The organism is Streptomyces sp. NPDC101219 (assembly GCF_044767675.1).
In the GTDB taxonomy this organism is placed as follows: domain Bacteria; phylum Actinomycetota; class Actinomycetes; order Streptomycetales; family Streptomycetaceae; genus Streptomyces.
In genome coordinates this window covers 143,194-155,438 of sequence record NZ_JBIWOK010000010.1, presented here as the reverse complement: position 1 = coordinate 155,438, position 12,245 = coordinate 143,194, and the positions used below count along the sequence as shown (strand labels likewise).

Here is a 12,245-nt window from a genome sequence, read left to right as displayed (position 1 = left end):
CTCCGAAAGACATGGCCTAGAGGACCGGCAGGATCGCCGGCATCAGGTCCTGGAAGGTGCGGCCGTTGGCCGGGCTGCCCAGGGCCGTCATCGACCAGCCGGTGCCCACGCGGTGCACCTTCGCCATGATCTGGGCCGTGTAGGCGCCGCCGCCGGCCAGCGTGTAGCGGGCCAGCTCCTGGCCGTTGGTCTCGTCGACCAGGCGGCAGAAGGCGTTCTGGACCTCCTGGAAGGTCTGGCCCGTGAAGGAGTTCACGGTGAAGACGATCTGGTCGATGTGGACCGGGACGCGGGACAGGTCGACGAGGATGGCCTCGTCGTCGCCGCCCTGGCCGACCCCGCCGACGAGGTTGTCACCGGTGTGGCGTACGGAGCCGTCGTCGCTCACGAGGTGGCGGAAGAAGACGACGTCGACCGGCTGCTTGTCGGCGAACAGGACGGCGGAGGCGTCCAGGTCGATCTCCCGGGTGCGCGAGCCGAACAGGCCGCGACGGGGAGCCGCCTGCCAGCCGAGACCCATGCGCACCGCGGTCAGGCTGCCGCCGTCGTTCTTCTGCAGACTGATGGCCTGACCCTTGGTCATGTTGACGGTCACGCGCTGATTCCCCTCTCGGACGTCCCCTGTTGCCGCGAAAGCCGCGGTTGTCGAGAACCCTACGCAGGGGCACTGACAGTGACGTACCCGGGAGCGCACTTTGTGTCGGTCTTGCAACACAGCCCGTGCCCGGCCGCGGCGGGTGGGACGGCGGGGGCGCCGCCCCGCCCCCGCCGCGGGCCGGCGCCGTCACGCGCGGGTCAGGACAGGCCCGCCTCCCGCATCTGCCGCAGCTCCTTCTTCATTTCGGAGACCTCGTCGCGCAGCCGGGCCGCGATCTCGAACTGGAGGTCCGCCGCGGCGGCCCGCATGCGGGCGGTGAGCTCCTCGATCTGCCCGGCGAGCTCGGCGGCCGGGCGGTCCGTCGGCACGCTCTCCGCGGCCTTGCCCCGTCCGCCCTTCGCGCCCTTGGCGGCCTTGCCCCCGAGAGCCGGCACGGGCGTCCTGGTGCCGCCGCCGTCCTTGCGCTGCTGGCGGTAGCCGGTACCGAGCAGCTGCTCGGTGTCGACGCCCTCGCGGGCGATCTGGGCGACGATGTCGTTGATCTTCTTGCGGAGCGGCTGGGGATCGATGCCGTTCTCCTGGTTGTACGCGATCTGCTTCTCCCGGCGGCGGTTGGTCTCGTCGATGGCCTTCTCCATCGCCGGGGTGATCTTGTCCGCGTACATGTGGACCTGGCCGGAGACATTGCGCGCGGCGCGGCCGATGGTCTGGATCAGGGATGTGCCGGAGCGCAGGAAGCCCTCCTTGTCGGCGTCCAGGATCGCCACCAGGGAGACCTCCGGCAGGTCGAGGCCCTCACGAAGCAGGTTGATGCCGACGAGGACGTCGTACTCGCCGCTGCGCAGTTCCCGAAGCAGTTCGACCCGGCGGAGGGTGTCGACGTCGCTGTGCAGGTAGCGGACCTGGATCCCGAGCTCCAGGAAGTAGTCGGTGAGGTCCTCGGCCATCTTCTTGGTGAGCGTGGTGACCAGGACGCGTTCGTCCTTGTCGACGCGGGTGCGGATCTCGTGCACCAGGTCGTCGATCTGGCCCTCGGTCGACTTGACGACCACTTCCGGGTCGACGAGGCCGGTGGGGCGGATGATCTGTTCCACGACGCCGTCGGAGCGGGACAGCTCGTACTGCCCGGGGGTGGCCGACAGGTAGACGGTCTGGCCGATGCGCTCCTGGAACTCCTCCCACTTCAGGGGACGGTTGTCCAGGGCCGAGGGGAGCCGGAAGCCGTGGTCGACGAGGGTGCGCTTGCGGGAGGCGTCGCCCTCGTACATGGCGCCGATCTGCGGGACGGTGACGTGGGACTCGTCGATGACGAGCAGGAAGTCGTCCGGGAAGTAGTCCAGCAGGGTGTTGGGCGGGGAGCCGGGCAGGCGGCCGTCGAAGTGCATCGAGTAGTTCTCGACGCCGGAGCAGCTGCCGATCTGGCGGAGCATCTCCAGGTCGTAGGTGGTGCGCATGCGCAGCCGCTGGGCCTCCAGCAGCTTGCCCTGCTTCTCCAGCTCGGTCAGGCGCTCGGCGAGCTCCTTCTCGATGTCGTTGACCGCGCGCTCCATGCGCTCGGGGCCCGCGACGTAGTGGGAGGCGGGGAAGACGTAGAGCTGCTGGTCGTCGCTGACGATCTCGCCGGTGACCGGGTGCAGCGTGGACAGCGCCTCGATCTCGTCGCCGAACATCTCGATGCGGACGGCCAGCTCCTCGTACACCGGGAAGATCTCGATGGTGTCCCCGCGGACGCGGAAGGTGCCGCGGCTGAAGGCCATGTCGTTGCGCGTGTACTGGATGTCCACGAAGCGGCGCAGCAGCTGGTCGCGGTCGACCTCGTCGCCGACGCGGAGGGGGACCATGCGGTCCACGTACTCCTGCGGGGTGCCCAGGCCGTAGATGCAGGACACGGACGCGACCACGACGACGTCCCGGCGGGTGAGCAGCGAGTTGGTCGCGGAGTGCCGCAGCCGCTCGACCTCCTCGTTGATCGAGGAGTCCTTCTCGATGTAGGTGTCCGACTGCGGGACGTACGCCTCGGGCTGGTAGTAGTCGTAGTACGAGACGAAGTACTCGACCGCGTTGTTCGGCAGGAGTTCGCGGAACTCGTTGGCCAGCTGGGCGGCCAGCGTCTTGTTCGGCGCCATCACCAGGGTGGGGCGCTGGAGCTTTTCGATCATCCACGCGGTGGTGGCGGACTTGCCGGTACCGGTCGCGCCCAGCAGCACGACGTCCTTCTCACCGGCTTCGATGCGCCGGGCGAGGTCGGCGATGGCCGCCGGCTGGTCGCCGTTCGGCTGGTAGGGGCTGACGACCTCGAAGGGCGCCACCGTGCGTTCGATGTGGGAAACGGGCCGCATGCCATCAACCGTACGACCCGCCACTGACAACGGGCGCGGACCGGCGGCCGGGCGCCCCCCGCGCGCGGAGGGGTCAGCGTTTCTGCGCGGTGCGGGGGCGGTGTTCGACGGGTCCGCGGGCGCGCAGCCGGTGGCGTGCCGGGGAGTGGTGCAGGTCGGGGTGGGCCGGGATGCCCGGCCGGTGCTCGGCGGGCGCGGGGGCGGGGCGCCCGGTGATCACCAGGGGATCGAAGACCACCAGCAGGCCGAGGAGGCCGAGGAAGGCCAGCGGCCCGATCAGCATGGGCCCCAGCAGGGCGGCCGCGGACTCGCCCGTGGCGGGGGCGGTCGTGCCGTGCACGTGCACCTCCAGGGCGGCCATGCCGGTGTAGTGCATCCCGGTGACCGCGAGGCCCATGACGAGGGCGGCGCCGACGCTCCACAGGAACCCTTTGACCTGGCCGGCCGCCCACAGGGCGGCGGTGGCGGCCGCCATGGCGATGACGACGGACGCGGCGACGAGGAGGGTGTTGTACTCCAGCGTCCCGTCGAGGTGCATGCTCGCCATGCCCAGGTAGTGCATGGAGGCGATGCCCAGCCCCGTGATGGTGCCCCCGGTGAACAGGGCGGTGCCGGACGCCCCACGGTGGCCGACGATGAACGTGCCGATGCCCACCATGACGACGGCGACGGCGAGGCTCGAGAAGGTCATCGCCCGGTCGTAGCGGATCGGGGTGCCCTCGATGGTGAAGCCCATCATGGCGATGAAGTGCATGGTCCACACGCCCGAGCCGATCGCCGCCGAGCCCAGGGCCAGCCAGGCCGCGCGCCGGGGCCCGGTCGCGGTCAGGGACCGGACCGTGCAGCGCAGCCCCAGGGCTCCGCCGAGGCAGGCCATGAGGTAGGCCACCAGCGGTGTGACCAGACCGTAGTTGAAACCGTCGACCGTGCCTTGCATGCGCGGCTGCCCTTCCCGCCCTGTTTCGCCCTGGAACTCCTGTTGTGGCCCCCCTCCCAGGACCGCACCGGCGGTCAGGGTTGACGCAGAGAGTATGACCTCCACCGGAATGGTCGAACGACTTTCCGGTAAAGAAACACGCCCTTGCCCCAGTTGTGCGCCAGTGGTGTGCGGCATGGGAGGAGTCGCGTTCATTCTGTGGCCACCTTGTGCACCTTTCACGTCGGCCGTCCGGTGTCACAGTGGAACTGTCCGTGACGTTTCCATTGCTGCACGTGAGGAGTACGTATGCACGCGCGCCCGGTCGCCGCCTCGATCACCGCACTCCTGGGGGCCGCCGCCCTCCTGTTCCCCGTCTCCCCCGCGGGGGCCGCCCCGGCGGGGGTTCCCCTCGTCGTCGCCCACCGGGGCGCCTCCGGGTACGCGCCGGAGAACACGCTGGCGGCCGTCGACCGGGCGGCGGCGCTGGGCATCGAGTGGGTGGAGAACGACGTACAGCGCACCAAGGACGGCACCCTCGTCGTCGTCCACGACGACAACCTGCGGCGCACCACCGATGCCGAGGAGGTCTTCCCGGGGCGGTCCCCGTGGAAGGTGAAGGACTTCACCGCCGCGGAGATCGCCCGCCTGGATGCGGGCAGCTGGTTCTCGCCGTCCTACGCGGGCACGCGCGTGCCGACGCTGGAGCAGTTCGTGCGCCGGGTGGAGAAGCACGGCCAGAAGCTCCTGCTGGAGCTCAAGAACCCCGAGCTGTACCCGGGCATCGAGCAGGAGACCCTGAAGGTGCTCAGCAACGAGGGCTGGCTGGACCGGCAGCACGTGCGGGACCGGCTGGTCGTGCAGAGTTTCGACGCCGCCAGTGTGCGCACCGTCCACGAGCTGAAGCCCGCCGTGAAGACGGGCCTGCTCGGCACGCCGCCGGTGGCGGACCTGCCGGGGTACGCGGCCTTCGCCGACCAGATCAACCCGTCGCACTCCTCCCTGACGAGCGGCTACGTCGCCGCCGTGCAGTCCTTTGCCGGACCGCACGGCGCGCGGATGCAGGTGCTCACCTGGACCGTGAACGACGCGGCCGCCGCGCGGCGGGTCGCCGGGTACGGCGTCGACGGCATCATCAGCAACACGCCGGACGTGGTCCGGGACGCGGTGGGCGGCTGAACCGGCCGGGCCCGGCCGGCTCCGGGGCGCCGTCACCCGCGCGGGCCGGGGCCGCGGGCCCGCTGTCGCCCCTGCCCCGGCTGAGTATCAGGATCAATGTCAGTGGCGGGCCGTACCGTGGTCCGCATGAGCAGTGATGCGCGGGACGGACAGCCACCGGTGTGGGCCGTCGTGGACACGGAGATCGGTCCGCTGCTGCTGGCCGCCACCGGGGCGGGCCTGGTCAACGTCGTGTTCCACGCCACCGGCCCGGTGCGCGAGCGCGCGCTGGAGCGGCTGGCGTCGAGGCTCGGCACGGCACCGGTCGAGGATCCCGGCTCTCCCCTGCTGGCCGAGGCGATACGCCAGGTCGAGGCATATCTGGCCGGCGAACGGCACGACTTCGAGGTGCCGCTGGACTGGTCGCTGATCTCGGGCTTCAACCGGGCGGTCCTGCGCGAGCTGGCCACGGGGGTGCCGTACGGCGAGGTGGTCGGCTACGGCGACCTGGCACGGCGGGTGGGCCGGCCCGGCGGTGCCCAGGCCGTGGGCATGGCGATGGGCGCCAACCCGCTGCCGGTGGTGGTGCCGTGTCACCGCGTCGTGGAGAGCGACGGCGGGATCGGCGGCTTCGGCGGCGGGCTGGAGACCAAGCGGCGGCTGCTGGCCCTGGAGGGGGTCCTGCCCGAGCCGCTGTTCTGACCGGCCGGGCCGGCACCCCTGGGCGGACGCGCCGGGTCAGTCGTAGTGCCGCGCCTCGAACACGTTGCCGTCCGGGTCCCGGAAGTAGAAGCTGCGCTTCGCGGGGCCGCGCGCGCCGAAGGAGTCGTGGGAGAAGTCCGTCAGGGGCACGGAGCGCTCCTCCAGACGGCTGCGCAGCGCGTCGAAGCCGGCGGCCGGCAGGGACAGGCACACGTGGTTGACGGGGTGGCCCGAGCTGTCGGCGGCGCCGGGCAGCATCGTCATGCGGCGCGCCATCTCGGCCGGCATGAGGTCGATGATCGTCTCGTCGTTGACCCGCACCGAGGGGAACGGGGCCGCTCCGGCGGAGAACTCGGCGAGCCGGACCGGTTCCAGCCCGACGGCCTCCGCGTAGAAGTGCGCGGCGGCGACGGGATCGCGCACCCAGAGGACGACGTGGTCGAGGCGTGCCGTGTGGTCCGTCATGGCTCCCAGGCTGGGTGATGCCCGCGCCGACGTGCAAGGGGTTTGACCGGGCGCGCGGGTCGCCAGAGATGAGGAAGGAGCGGCTGACGGGAGGCGGGCACGTGGTGCTGAGGGTGTCGGGAGAGGTGCGGGAGGCGCTCGACGCGGACCGGCCGGTGGTGGCGCTGGAGTCCACGATCATCGCGCACGGGCTGCCCCGTCCCCGCAATCTGCAGGTGGCCGTGGAGCTGGAGGCGGCGGTGCGGGAGGAGGGCGCCGTGCCCGCCACCGTCGCGGTGCTGGACGGCGTGCCCCGGGTCGGCCTGGACAAGGAACAGCTGGAGCGGGTCGCCAACGAGGACGGGATACGCAAGCTGGGCCACCGCGACCTAGCCCTGGCGGCGGCCCGCGGGGCGAGCGGGGCGACCACGGTCTCGGCCACCGCCCTGCTGGCGGCGCTGGCGGGTGTGCGGGTGTTCGCGACGGGCGGGCTGGGCGGGGTGCACCGGGAATGGACCGTGACCCAGGACGAGTCGGCCGACCTGGGGCTGCTGGCGCGGACCCGGATCACCGTGGTGTGCGCGGGCGTGAAGTCGATCCTGGACGTGGCGGCCACGTTGCAGCGTCTGGAGACCCTCGGGGTGGCGGTGGCCGGATACGGCACGGACCGGTTCCCCGGCTTCTACCTGTCCGACTCGGGCCACCCCGTGGACTGGCGGCTGGACACGCCCGCGCAGGTGGCCGACGTCATGCGGGCCCAGGACGCGCTGGGCGGGCCCGCGTCGGCGCTGATCGTGGCCAACCCCGTGCCCGAGGAGGAGCAGCTGGATCCCGCGGTGCACGCGCGGGTGCTGTCCGAGGCGCTGCGCGCCTGCGCGGAGCGGGGCGTCACGGGGCAGGCGGTCACCCCGTTCCTGCTGGACCACCTGGTCCGGCACACCGACGGCGCCTCCCTGGCCGCCAACCTGGCGGCGGTGCGGGGCAACGTGCGGCTGGCGGCGCGGATCGCGGCGGCGCGGGCCGGGACGTGAGCGTGCCCGCGGGGCGTGCGGCCGGGGCGCGCGCGGGCGGCGGTGCGCTGCTGGTCGTCGGCGACGTCGTCACGGACGTGGTCGCCCGGCACCGTGGTCCGCTCGCGCCGGGCACGGACACGGTGGCGTCGGTCCGCCGGGTGCCCGGCGGTGCCGGGGCCAACGTGGCCTGCTGGGCCGCCCGGTCGGGTGGCGGGGAGGTGCGGATGCTCGGCCGGGTCGGGGCCGACTCGGCGGCCTGGCACGAGCGGGAGCTGGCCGTGCACGGGGTGCGGCCGCTGCTCGTCGTCGACGAGACGGCCCCCACCGGCACGGTGATCTGCCTCGTCGACGAGGAGGCGGCGGGTGAGCGGACCTTCCTCACGGACAGCGGGGCGTCGCTGCGTCTGGAACCGGGTGACTGGTCCGAGGCGTTGCTGGACGGGGTGGCCCGGCTGCACCTGTCGGGTTATCCGCTGTTCTCCGACACGGGACGCGCCTTCGTCGCGGTGGCCCTGAAGGCGGCTCGGGCGCGCGGGGTGCCGGTGAGCCTGGATCCGGCCTCGGCGGGCTTCCTCGCCGGTCTGGGCGCGGACCGGTTCCTGGCCCTCGTGGAGGGGGTGGACGTGCTGCTGCCCAGCCGGGACGAGGCGTGCCTGCTGACCGGGCTGTCCGACCCGGCCGAGGCGGCGGCGGCGCTGAGCCGGGACATCGCCCTGGTGGCGGTCACGTGCGGCGCGCAGGGGGCGCTGCTGGCGCGCAACGGTGAGGTGCGGGCCCGGGTCCCCGCCGTGACCGCCCGCGCTCGGGACACCACGGGCGCGGGCGACGCGTTCACGGGCGCGTTCCTCGCCGCGCTGCTGTCGGGCGCCGACGAAGCCGACGCGGTCCGGGAGGGCTGCCGTGCGGGGGCGCGGGCGGTGGAGGTCGTGGGCGGTCGCCCACCCCGCCCGGCCGACCGGCCGCGGGCCCCCGGCGCACCCGCACCCGCCGCTCCGCCCGACTGACGGCGCCGCGCGGGCCGGCCAGTGGAGGTCGTGGGCGGATCGCCCGCCCCGCCCACCCGCCTCGCCCGGCCGACCGGCCGCGAGCACAGCGCACCCGAACCAACCGCTCCGCCCGACTGACGGCGCCGCGCGGACCGGGCCCGTGCAGGGCGTGGGCGGGTCGCCGCCGCCCCGGCTGACGACGCCATGCGGGCCGGGCCGCCTGGTCGAACGGCTGGGCACCGGAGGGCATCTCCCCCGGGGGCGGCCCCCGGGTCGGGTTCCGGGGCAGTTCTGGGGCGGTTCCTGGGATCCGATTCGGGGCCGTTCGCAGGTGCCAGTCCCGAGTGCCGTCCCCAGTGGTCGGTGCCCGGGTGTCGGTGCCGGCTGTCGGCGCCCGGGACCCGTTCCGCAGATCGGTCTGCTCTACGGCATCCGCTCCGGTCGTCCGTCCTGGGCCCCCGCCGCGTGTCGCGTGCCCGCGTGCCCGCGTGCCGGGAAGTGCAGTGCTCCGTTGCCTGCGAAAACCCGTCAGGGCTTGCGTCCCCACGCCGTCACCAGGGGTGCGGTGGACAGGTCCAGGGCGCCCGCGGCGACGTTCGCGAGGTGGCGGTCGACGTCCTGGGCGGTGGCGATGCCGGCCCCGACGAGCCGGTCGCGCACCAGGCGCACGGTGGCGGACTCCAGGGCGGCGCACTCCGGTGCGGCCAGGGGGAAGTACACGTCGGCCCGCACGCCGCTCAGGCCCGCCTCCCTCAGCAGTCGCGGGAGGCGGCGGCCCTGGGCGAGGTCCGTCCCGCGGTCGGCGAGGAGCCGTCGCAGGCCGTTCCGCAGCCGGTTGGCGAGCTGCTGTTCGGGGCCGTGCTCGTCGGGGCAGAGCAGGGGCTGGAGCGCGGGGTCGGTGTCCTCCACCAGCAGCCGCCCGCCGGGCCGAAGTACCCGGACCATGAACCGGATGACCCGCTCGGGTTCCGCCGCGCCGAGGAACGGGAGCCGCGCATGCACCAGGTCGAAGCCTCCCTCGGCGGGCGGTTCCTCCGTGGCGATGTCGTGGGCACGCACCTCCACCGGCGGCCGGGCGGCGGCCGACAGGCGCGCCGGGTCGGTGGCCGTGGCGAGGACCCGCCCGGTCGGGCCGACCCGTCTCCCCAGCCAGGCCAGCACCGACGTGCCGGCGGCGCCGACTTCCCAGCAGCGCCAGCCGGGACCGGTGCCGATGGCTTCGAGATGGCGGAACGTGGTGGGGTCGAAGAGCGCGGCGAAGGCGTCGAGGCGCTCCGCCGCCTCGTCCGGCCGGTGGTCGAGCAGGTTCCCGTCGGATCGCATCATGCCGCGATCATCCCATTTATCCGTGATGTTCCCAGCGGTGGACGCGACGCGTGGAGCCGATTCGTCCACAGCCGGGAACCAAGCGGAACACCGCTCTCCCACAGGTCCGACGGGCTCGGCGAGGTCCTGGCAGACTGACGTGCCACGGGGGACGAGAGGCGTGACGGGAGGTGTGACGTACCGGGAGACGGCTACCGCCGGGCGTAGACCTTCTCGGCCCAGGTGGCGATCTGGTCCTCCGTCAGGTGCTGGGCGAGGTCGGCCTCGCTGATCATGCCGACCAGTCGCTTGTCCTGGATGACGGGCAGCCGGCGGATCCTGTGCTCCTGCATCTCCTGGAGGACCTCGCCGACATCGGCGTCCGCGTCGATCCAGCGGGGTGTGCCCTTGGCCATCTCCCCCGCGGTCACCCGGGCGGGGTCGTGCCCCATGGCGACGCAGCCGATGACGATGTCGCGGTCGGTGAGGATGCCGCACAGCCGTTCGTTCTCGTCGCTGATCGGCAGGGCTCCGACGTTCAGTTCACGCATCAGCTGGGCCGCGCGGTCGAGGGTCTCGTGGGCGGGGATCCACTGGGCGCCGCGGTGCGTGATGTCTCCGGCGGTGGTCATGAAGTACCTCCCGGTTCCGGCCGGCCGGCGCGGCGCGGGAGCGCACCGCGAGTCCCGACGCCCTTCATTGTGGCCGTGCGGTCCCCCGCCCGCATGCGGAGGCACCGGCCCCGACGCGTGCCGCGCGGTGGCCCCGGCTCAGCCCCGCCAGGCCGGGCGGCGCGGGTCGTCGGCCCGTACCAGGACGTCGGCGGTGCCGGCCGGGTCGGTCTCCTGCGCGTAGCGCTCGAAGGCCGGCAGGGTCCAGTGCTCGGCCTCGGGGGTGCGGCGGCGCAGGGCGCCCGCGGACAGCTCGAGGTGGACGCTCAGGTCGAAGGGGAACCAGTGACGCAGCAGGAGGGGACCGTGCAGCAGCAGGACACCACCGGGCGGGAGCGGCACGCGGGCGCTGCGGGTGGCCCGGTCGGTGACCGGGTCCCGCAGGTCGGGGAGGATCCGGCCGCTGCCGTCCGGTTCGAGCGGCCCGAACACCTCGCGCCAGAGGGCCCCGGTGTCGTACCAGCCGTCGTAGTAGGAGTCGACGTCCTGGCGGCCGTGCTCGAGCCGGACCGACGCGGGGCGCAGGAAGCCGTCGGTCGCCACCACGAGCGACGCCCGCCCGCGCACCCGCAGCGCCTCGGCGACCCGCAGGGCGAGCTCTCCCGGCCGCCCGGCCGGGGCACCGTCGAGCGCCACCCGCGGCCAGGGACCGCCGTCGGCCGTCCGCAGGTCCAGCAGACGGTCGGCGAGGAGATCGCCGAGCCGCTCCCAGGTGATCGCTTCCAGTCGCACACGGCCATGATGCGTCAGCCGCCGGGAGGGGAACGAATCAACCATGGCGTCGTCCCGCGCAACTCCCTCCCTCCCCGTAGGACTTGTCGTCCACCAGGCCGCCGGACGACGCCACTGTGCCGCCTGCCGCCGTGGCCCCCTCCCGCTGGTCGTCCTGGAGAACGGAGCGCCGCGCTGTCTCGACTGCGCCGACCTCGGCCACCTGGTCCTCCTGCCGCGCGGCGACACCGCGCTGACCCGCAGGGCGCGGGAGGAGAGCGCCCTGTCGGCGGTGGTCGTCCGGTTCAGCCGGCGCAAGGGCCGGTACGAGCGGCAGGGCGTGCTGGTCGAGGAGGAGGCACTGGCCCGTGCCGAACGGCGGTGTCCGGCGGACGCCGAGGCACGGCGGCGGCGCCGGATGCGCGACGCCCGGCGCCGGGCCGCCGAGGACGCGCGGTTCACGGAGGCGTTCGCGGCGGAGATCCTGCGCCTGTTCCCCGGCTGCCCGCAGGAGCGCGCCCGGGCCGTCGCCGCGCACGCCTCGGTGCGGGGCAGCGGGCGGGTCGGCCGGAGCGCGGCGGGGCGGGCCCTGTCCGAGCGGGCGGTGATCTCGGCGGTGGTGGCGTCCGTACGGCATCTGGAGACTCCCTACGACCGGCTGCTGATGAGCGGCGTGCCCCGGCACGAGGCGCGGCGGCGGATCGCGGCGGCCGTGGAGACGGTGCTGACCGGCTGGGCGCGGCCCGGGCAGCAGTCCACCGGGTGAGGCCCGGGGCGGCCGGGTCGCGGCCCGCCCTGGACGCTCGCGCATGCCCCCGCGTCCCTCGGCCATGGGCAGGGCTTCCGCGCCCGGCTTCACTGGTGATGACGGCGGGTGCGCCGGGCCACCGGCCCGGGCGGCAGGCGGGAGGCGACGACGTGATCGAGGGACCGTACTTCGTGCTGGCGGTGGCGGGGGTGCTCGGCACCGCGCTGGTGGCCGGGGTCTTCTGCGCCTTCTCGGCGTTCGTGATGAAGGGGCTGGCGGCGCTGCCGGCCGCGCAGGGTGTGGCCGCGATGCGGGCGGTCAACCAGGCCGCGGTGACGGCGGCGTTCATGCTGCTGTTCCTCGGCTCGGCGGTGCTGTGCGCGGTGATCGCCGTGGTGACGGTGGTGGTGTGGCCGCCGGCGGGCGGCGCGGAGCTGCTGGTGGGCAGTGTGCTGTACCTCTTCGGCGCGTTCGGGGTGACGGTGGCGGCGAACGTGCCGCGCAACGAGGCGCTGGCCCGGCTCGACCCGGGCACCGCGGAGGCGGCGGCGTACTGGCCCGGCTACGTCCGCGAGTGGACCCGGTGGAACCACGTCCGCACGGTCGCGTCCGCCGGGGCCGCCCTGGCGTACGTGCTGGCGCTCACCTGAGGCG

The 12,245-nt window shown here is 73.6% G+C and carries 13 protein-coding genes; 6 read left to right on the top strand and 7 right to left on the bottom strand.

Features of this window, described 5'->3' with window-relative positions:
• Positions 1 to 16: 16 nt before the first annotated feature.
• The 3 genes from ACIRPP_RS21205 to ACIRPP_RS21195 all read right to left on the bottom strand — a co-directional run bounded on the left by ACIRPP_RS21205 (position 17) and on the right by ACIRPP_RS21195 (position 3,874).
• Positions 17 to 595, bottom strand: a complete 579-nt coding sequence (locus tag ACIRPP_RS21205) for a TerD family protein (RefSeq protein ID WP_403644985.1) — start codon at positions 593 to 595, stop codon at positions 17 to 19.
• Between the two features lie 200 nt (positions 596 to 795).
• Positions 796 to 2,937 (bottom strand): excinuclease ABC subunit UvrB, encoded by a 2,142-nt coding sequence (uvrB, locus tag ACIRPP_RS21200; protein ID WP_403644982.1) that lies wholly within the window; start codon positions 2,935 to 2,937, stop codon positions 796 to 798.
• A gap of 73 nt (positions 2,938 to 3,010) precedes the next feature.
• Positions 3,011 to 3,874: an MHYT domain-containing protein gene (locus tag ACIRPP_RS21195; protein ID WP_403644979.1), complete on the bottom strand. Its 864-nt coding sequence runs from the start codon at positions 3,872 to 3,874 to the stop codon at positions 3,011 to 3,013.
• A gap of 288 nt (positions 3,875 to 4,162) precedes the next feature.
• Here ACIRPP_RS21195 and ACIRPP_RS21190 point away from each other — a divergent pair, with 288 nt between their 5' ends.
• Together ACIRPP_RS21190 and ACIRPP_RS21185 are read left to right on the top strand one after the other, a co-directional pair.
• On the top strand, positions 4,163 to 5,032 hold the full coding sequence (locus tag ACIRPP_RS21190) for a glycerophosphodiester phosphodiesterase (protein WP_403644977.1): 870 nt from the start codon (positions 4,163 to 4,165) through the stop codon (positions 5,030 to 5,032).
• A 126-nt stretch (positions 5,033 to 5,158) separates the two neighbouring features.
• On the top strand, positions 5,159 to 5,713 hold the full coding sequence (locus ACIRPP_RS21185; protein ID WP_403644974.1) for a methylated-DNA--[protein]-cysteine S-methyltransferase: 555 nt from the start codon (positions 5,159 to 5,161) through the stop codon (positions 5,711 to 5,713).
• 36 nt (positions 5,714 to 5,749) lie between these two features.
• Here the strand turns inward: ACIRPP_RS21185 and ACIRPP_RS21180 are convergent, their stop codons facing one another.
• On the bottom strand, positions 5,750 to 6,178 hold the full coding sequence (locus ACIRPP_RS21180) for a VOC family protein (protein WP_403644971.1): 429 nt from the start codon (positions 6,176 to 6,178) through the stop codon (positions 5,750 to 5,752).
• Between the two features lie 101 nt (positions 6,179 to 6,279).
• Between ACIRPP_RS21180 and ACIRPP_RS21175 the strand changes: the two genes are divergently transcribed.
• Positions 6,280 to 7,188, top strand: coding sequence for a pseudouridine-5'-phosphate glycosidase (locus ACIRPP_RS21175; RefSeq protein ID WP_403645320.1), 909 nt, complete (start codon positions 6,280 to 6,282; stop codon positions 7,186 to 7,188).
• Positions 7,189 to 7,190: 2 nt separating this feature from the next.
• The gene (locus ACIRPP_RS21170; protein ID WP_403644968.1) at positions 7,191 to 8,174 is read left to right on the top strand and encodes a carbohydrate kinase family protein; all 984 of its coding nucleotides are present in this window, start codon (positions 7,191 to 7,193) and stop codon (positions 8,172 to 8,174) included.
• Between the two features lie 510 nt (positions 8,175 to 8,684).
• Here the strand turns inward: ACIRPP_RS21170 and ACIRPP_RS21165 are convergent.
• From ACIRPP_RS21165 to ACIRPP_RS21155, 3 genes are all read right to left on the bottom strand, one after another.
• A complete protein-coding gene (locus ACIRPP_RS21165; RefSeq protein WP_403644965.1) occupies positions 8,685 to 9,482 on the bottom strand; it encodes a methyltransferase domain-containing protein in 798 nt (265 codons plus the stop codon).
• A 191-nt stretch (positions 9,483 to 9,673) separates the two neighbouring features.
• Positions 9,674 to 10,093 carry a CBS domain-containing protein gene (locus tag ACIRPP_RS21160; RefSeq protein ID WP_403644963.1) on the bottom strand — a complete coding sequence of 140 codons (420 nt, stop codon included), beginning with the start codon at positions 10,091 to 10,093 and terminating at the stop codon, positions 9,674 to 9,676.
• A 138-nt stretch (positions 10,094 to 10,231) separates the two neighbouring features.
• Complete coding sequence (locus ACIRPP_RS21155; RefSeq protein WP_403644960.1) at positions 10,232 to 10,864, bottom strand: uridine kinase; 633 nt, start codon at positions 10,862 to 10,864, stop codon at positions 10,232 to 10,234.
• Positions 10,865 to 10,907: 43 nt separating this feature from the next.
• Between ACIRPP_RS21155 and ACIRPP_RS21150 the strand changes: the two genes are divergently transcribed.
• Positions 10,908 to 11,609 (top strand): DUF2293 domain-containing protein, encoded by a 702-nt coding sequence (locus ACIRPP_RS21150; protein ID WP_403644957.1) that lies wholly within the window; start codon positions 10,908 to 10,910, stop codon positions 11,607 to 11,609.
• A gap of 152 nt (positions 11,610 to 11,761) precedes the next feature.
• Complete coding sequence (locus ACIRPP_RS21145) at positions 11,762 to 12,241, top strand: DUF1772 domain-containing protein (RefSeq protein WP_403644954.1); 480 nt, start codon at positions 11,762 to 11,764, stop codon at positions 12,239 to 12,241.
• Positions 12,242 to 12,245: the final 4 nt, after the last annotated feature.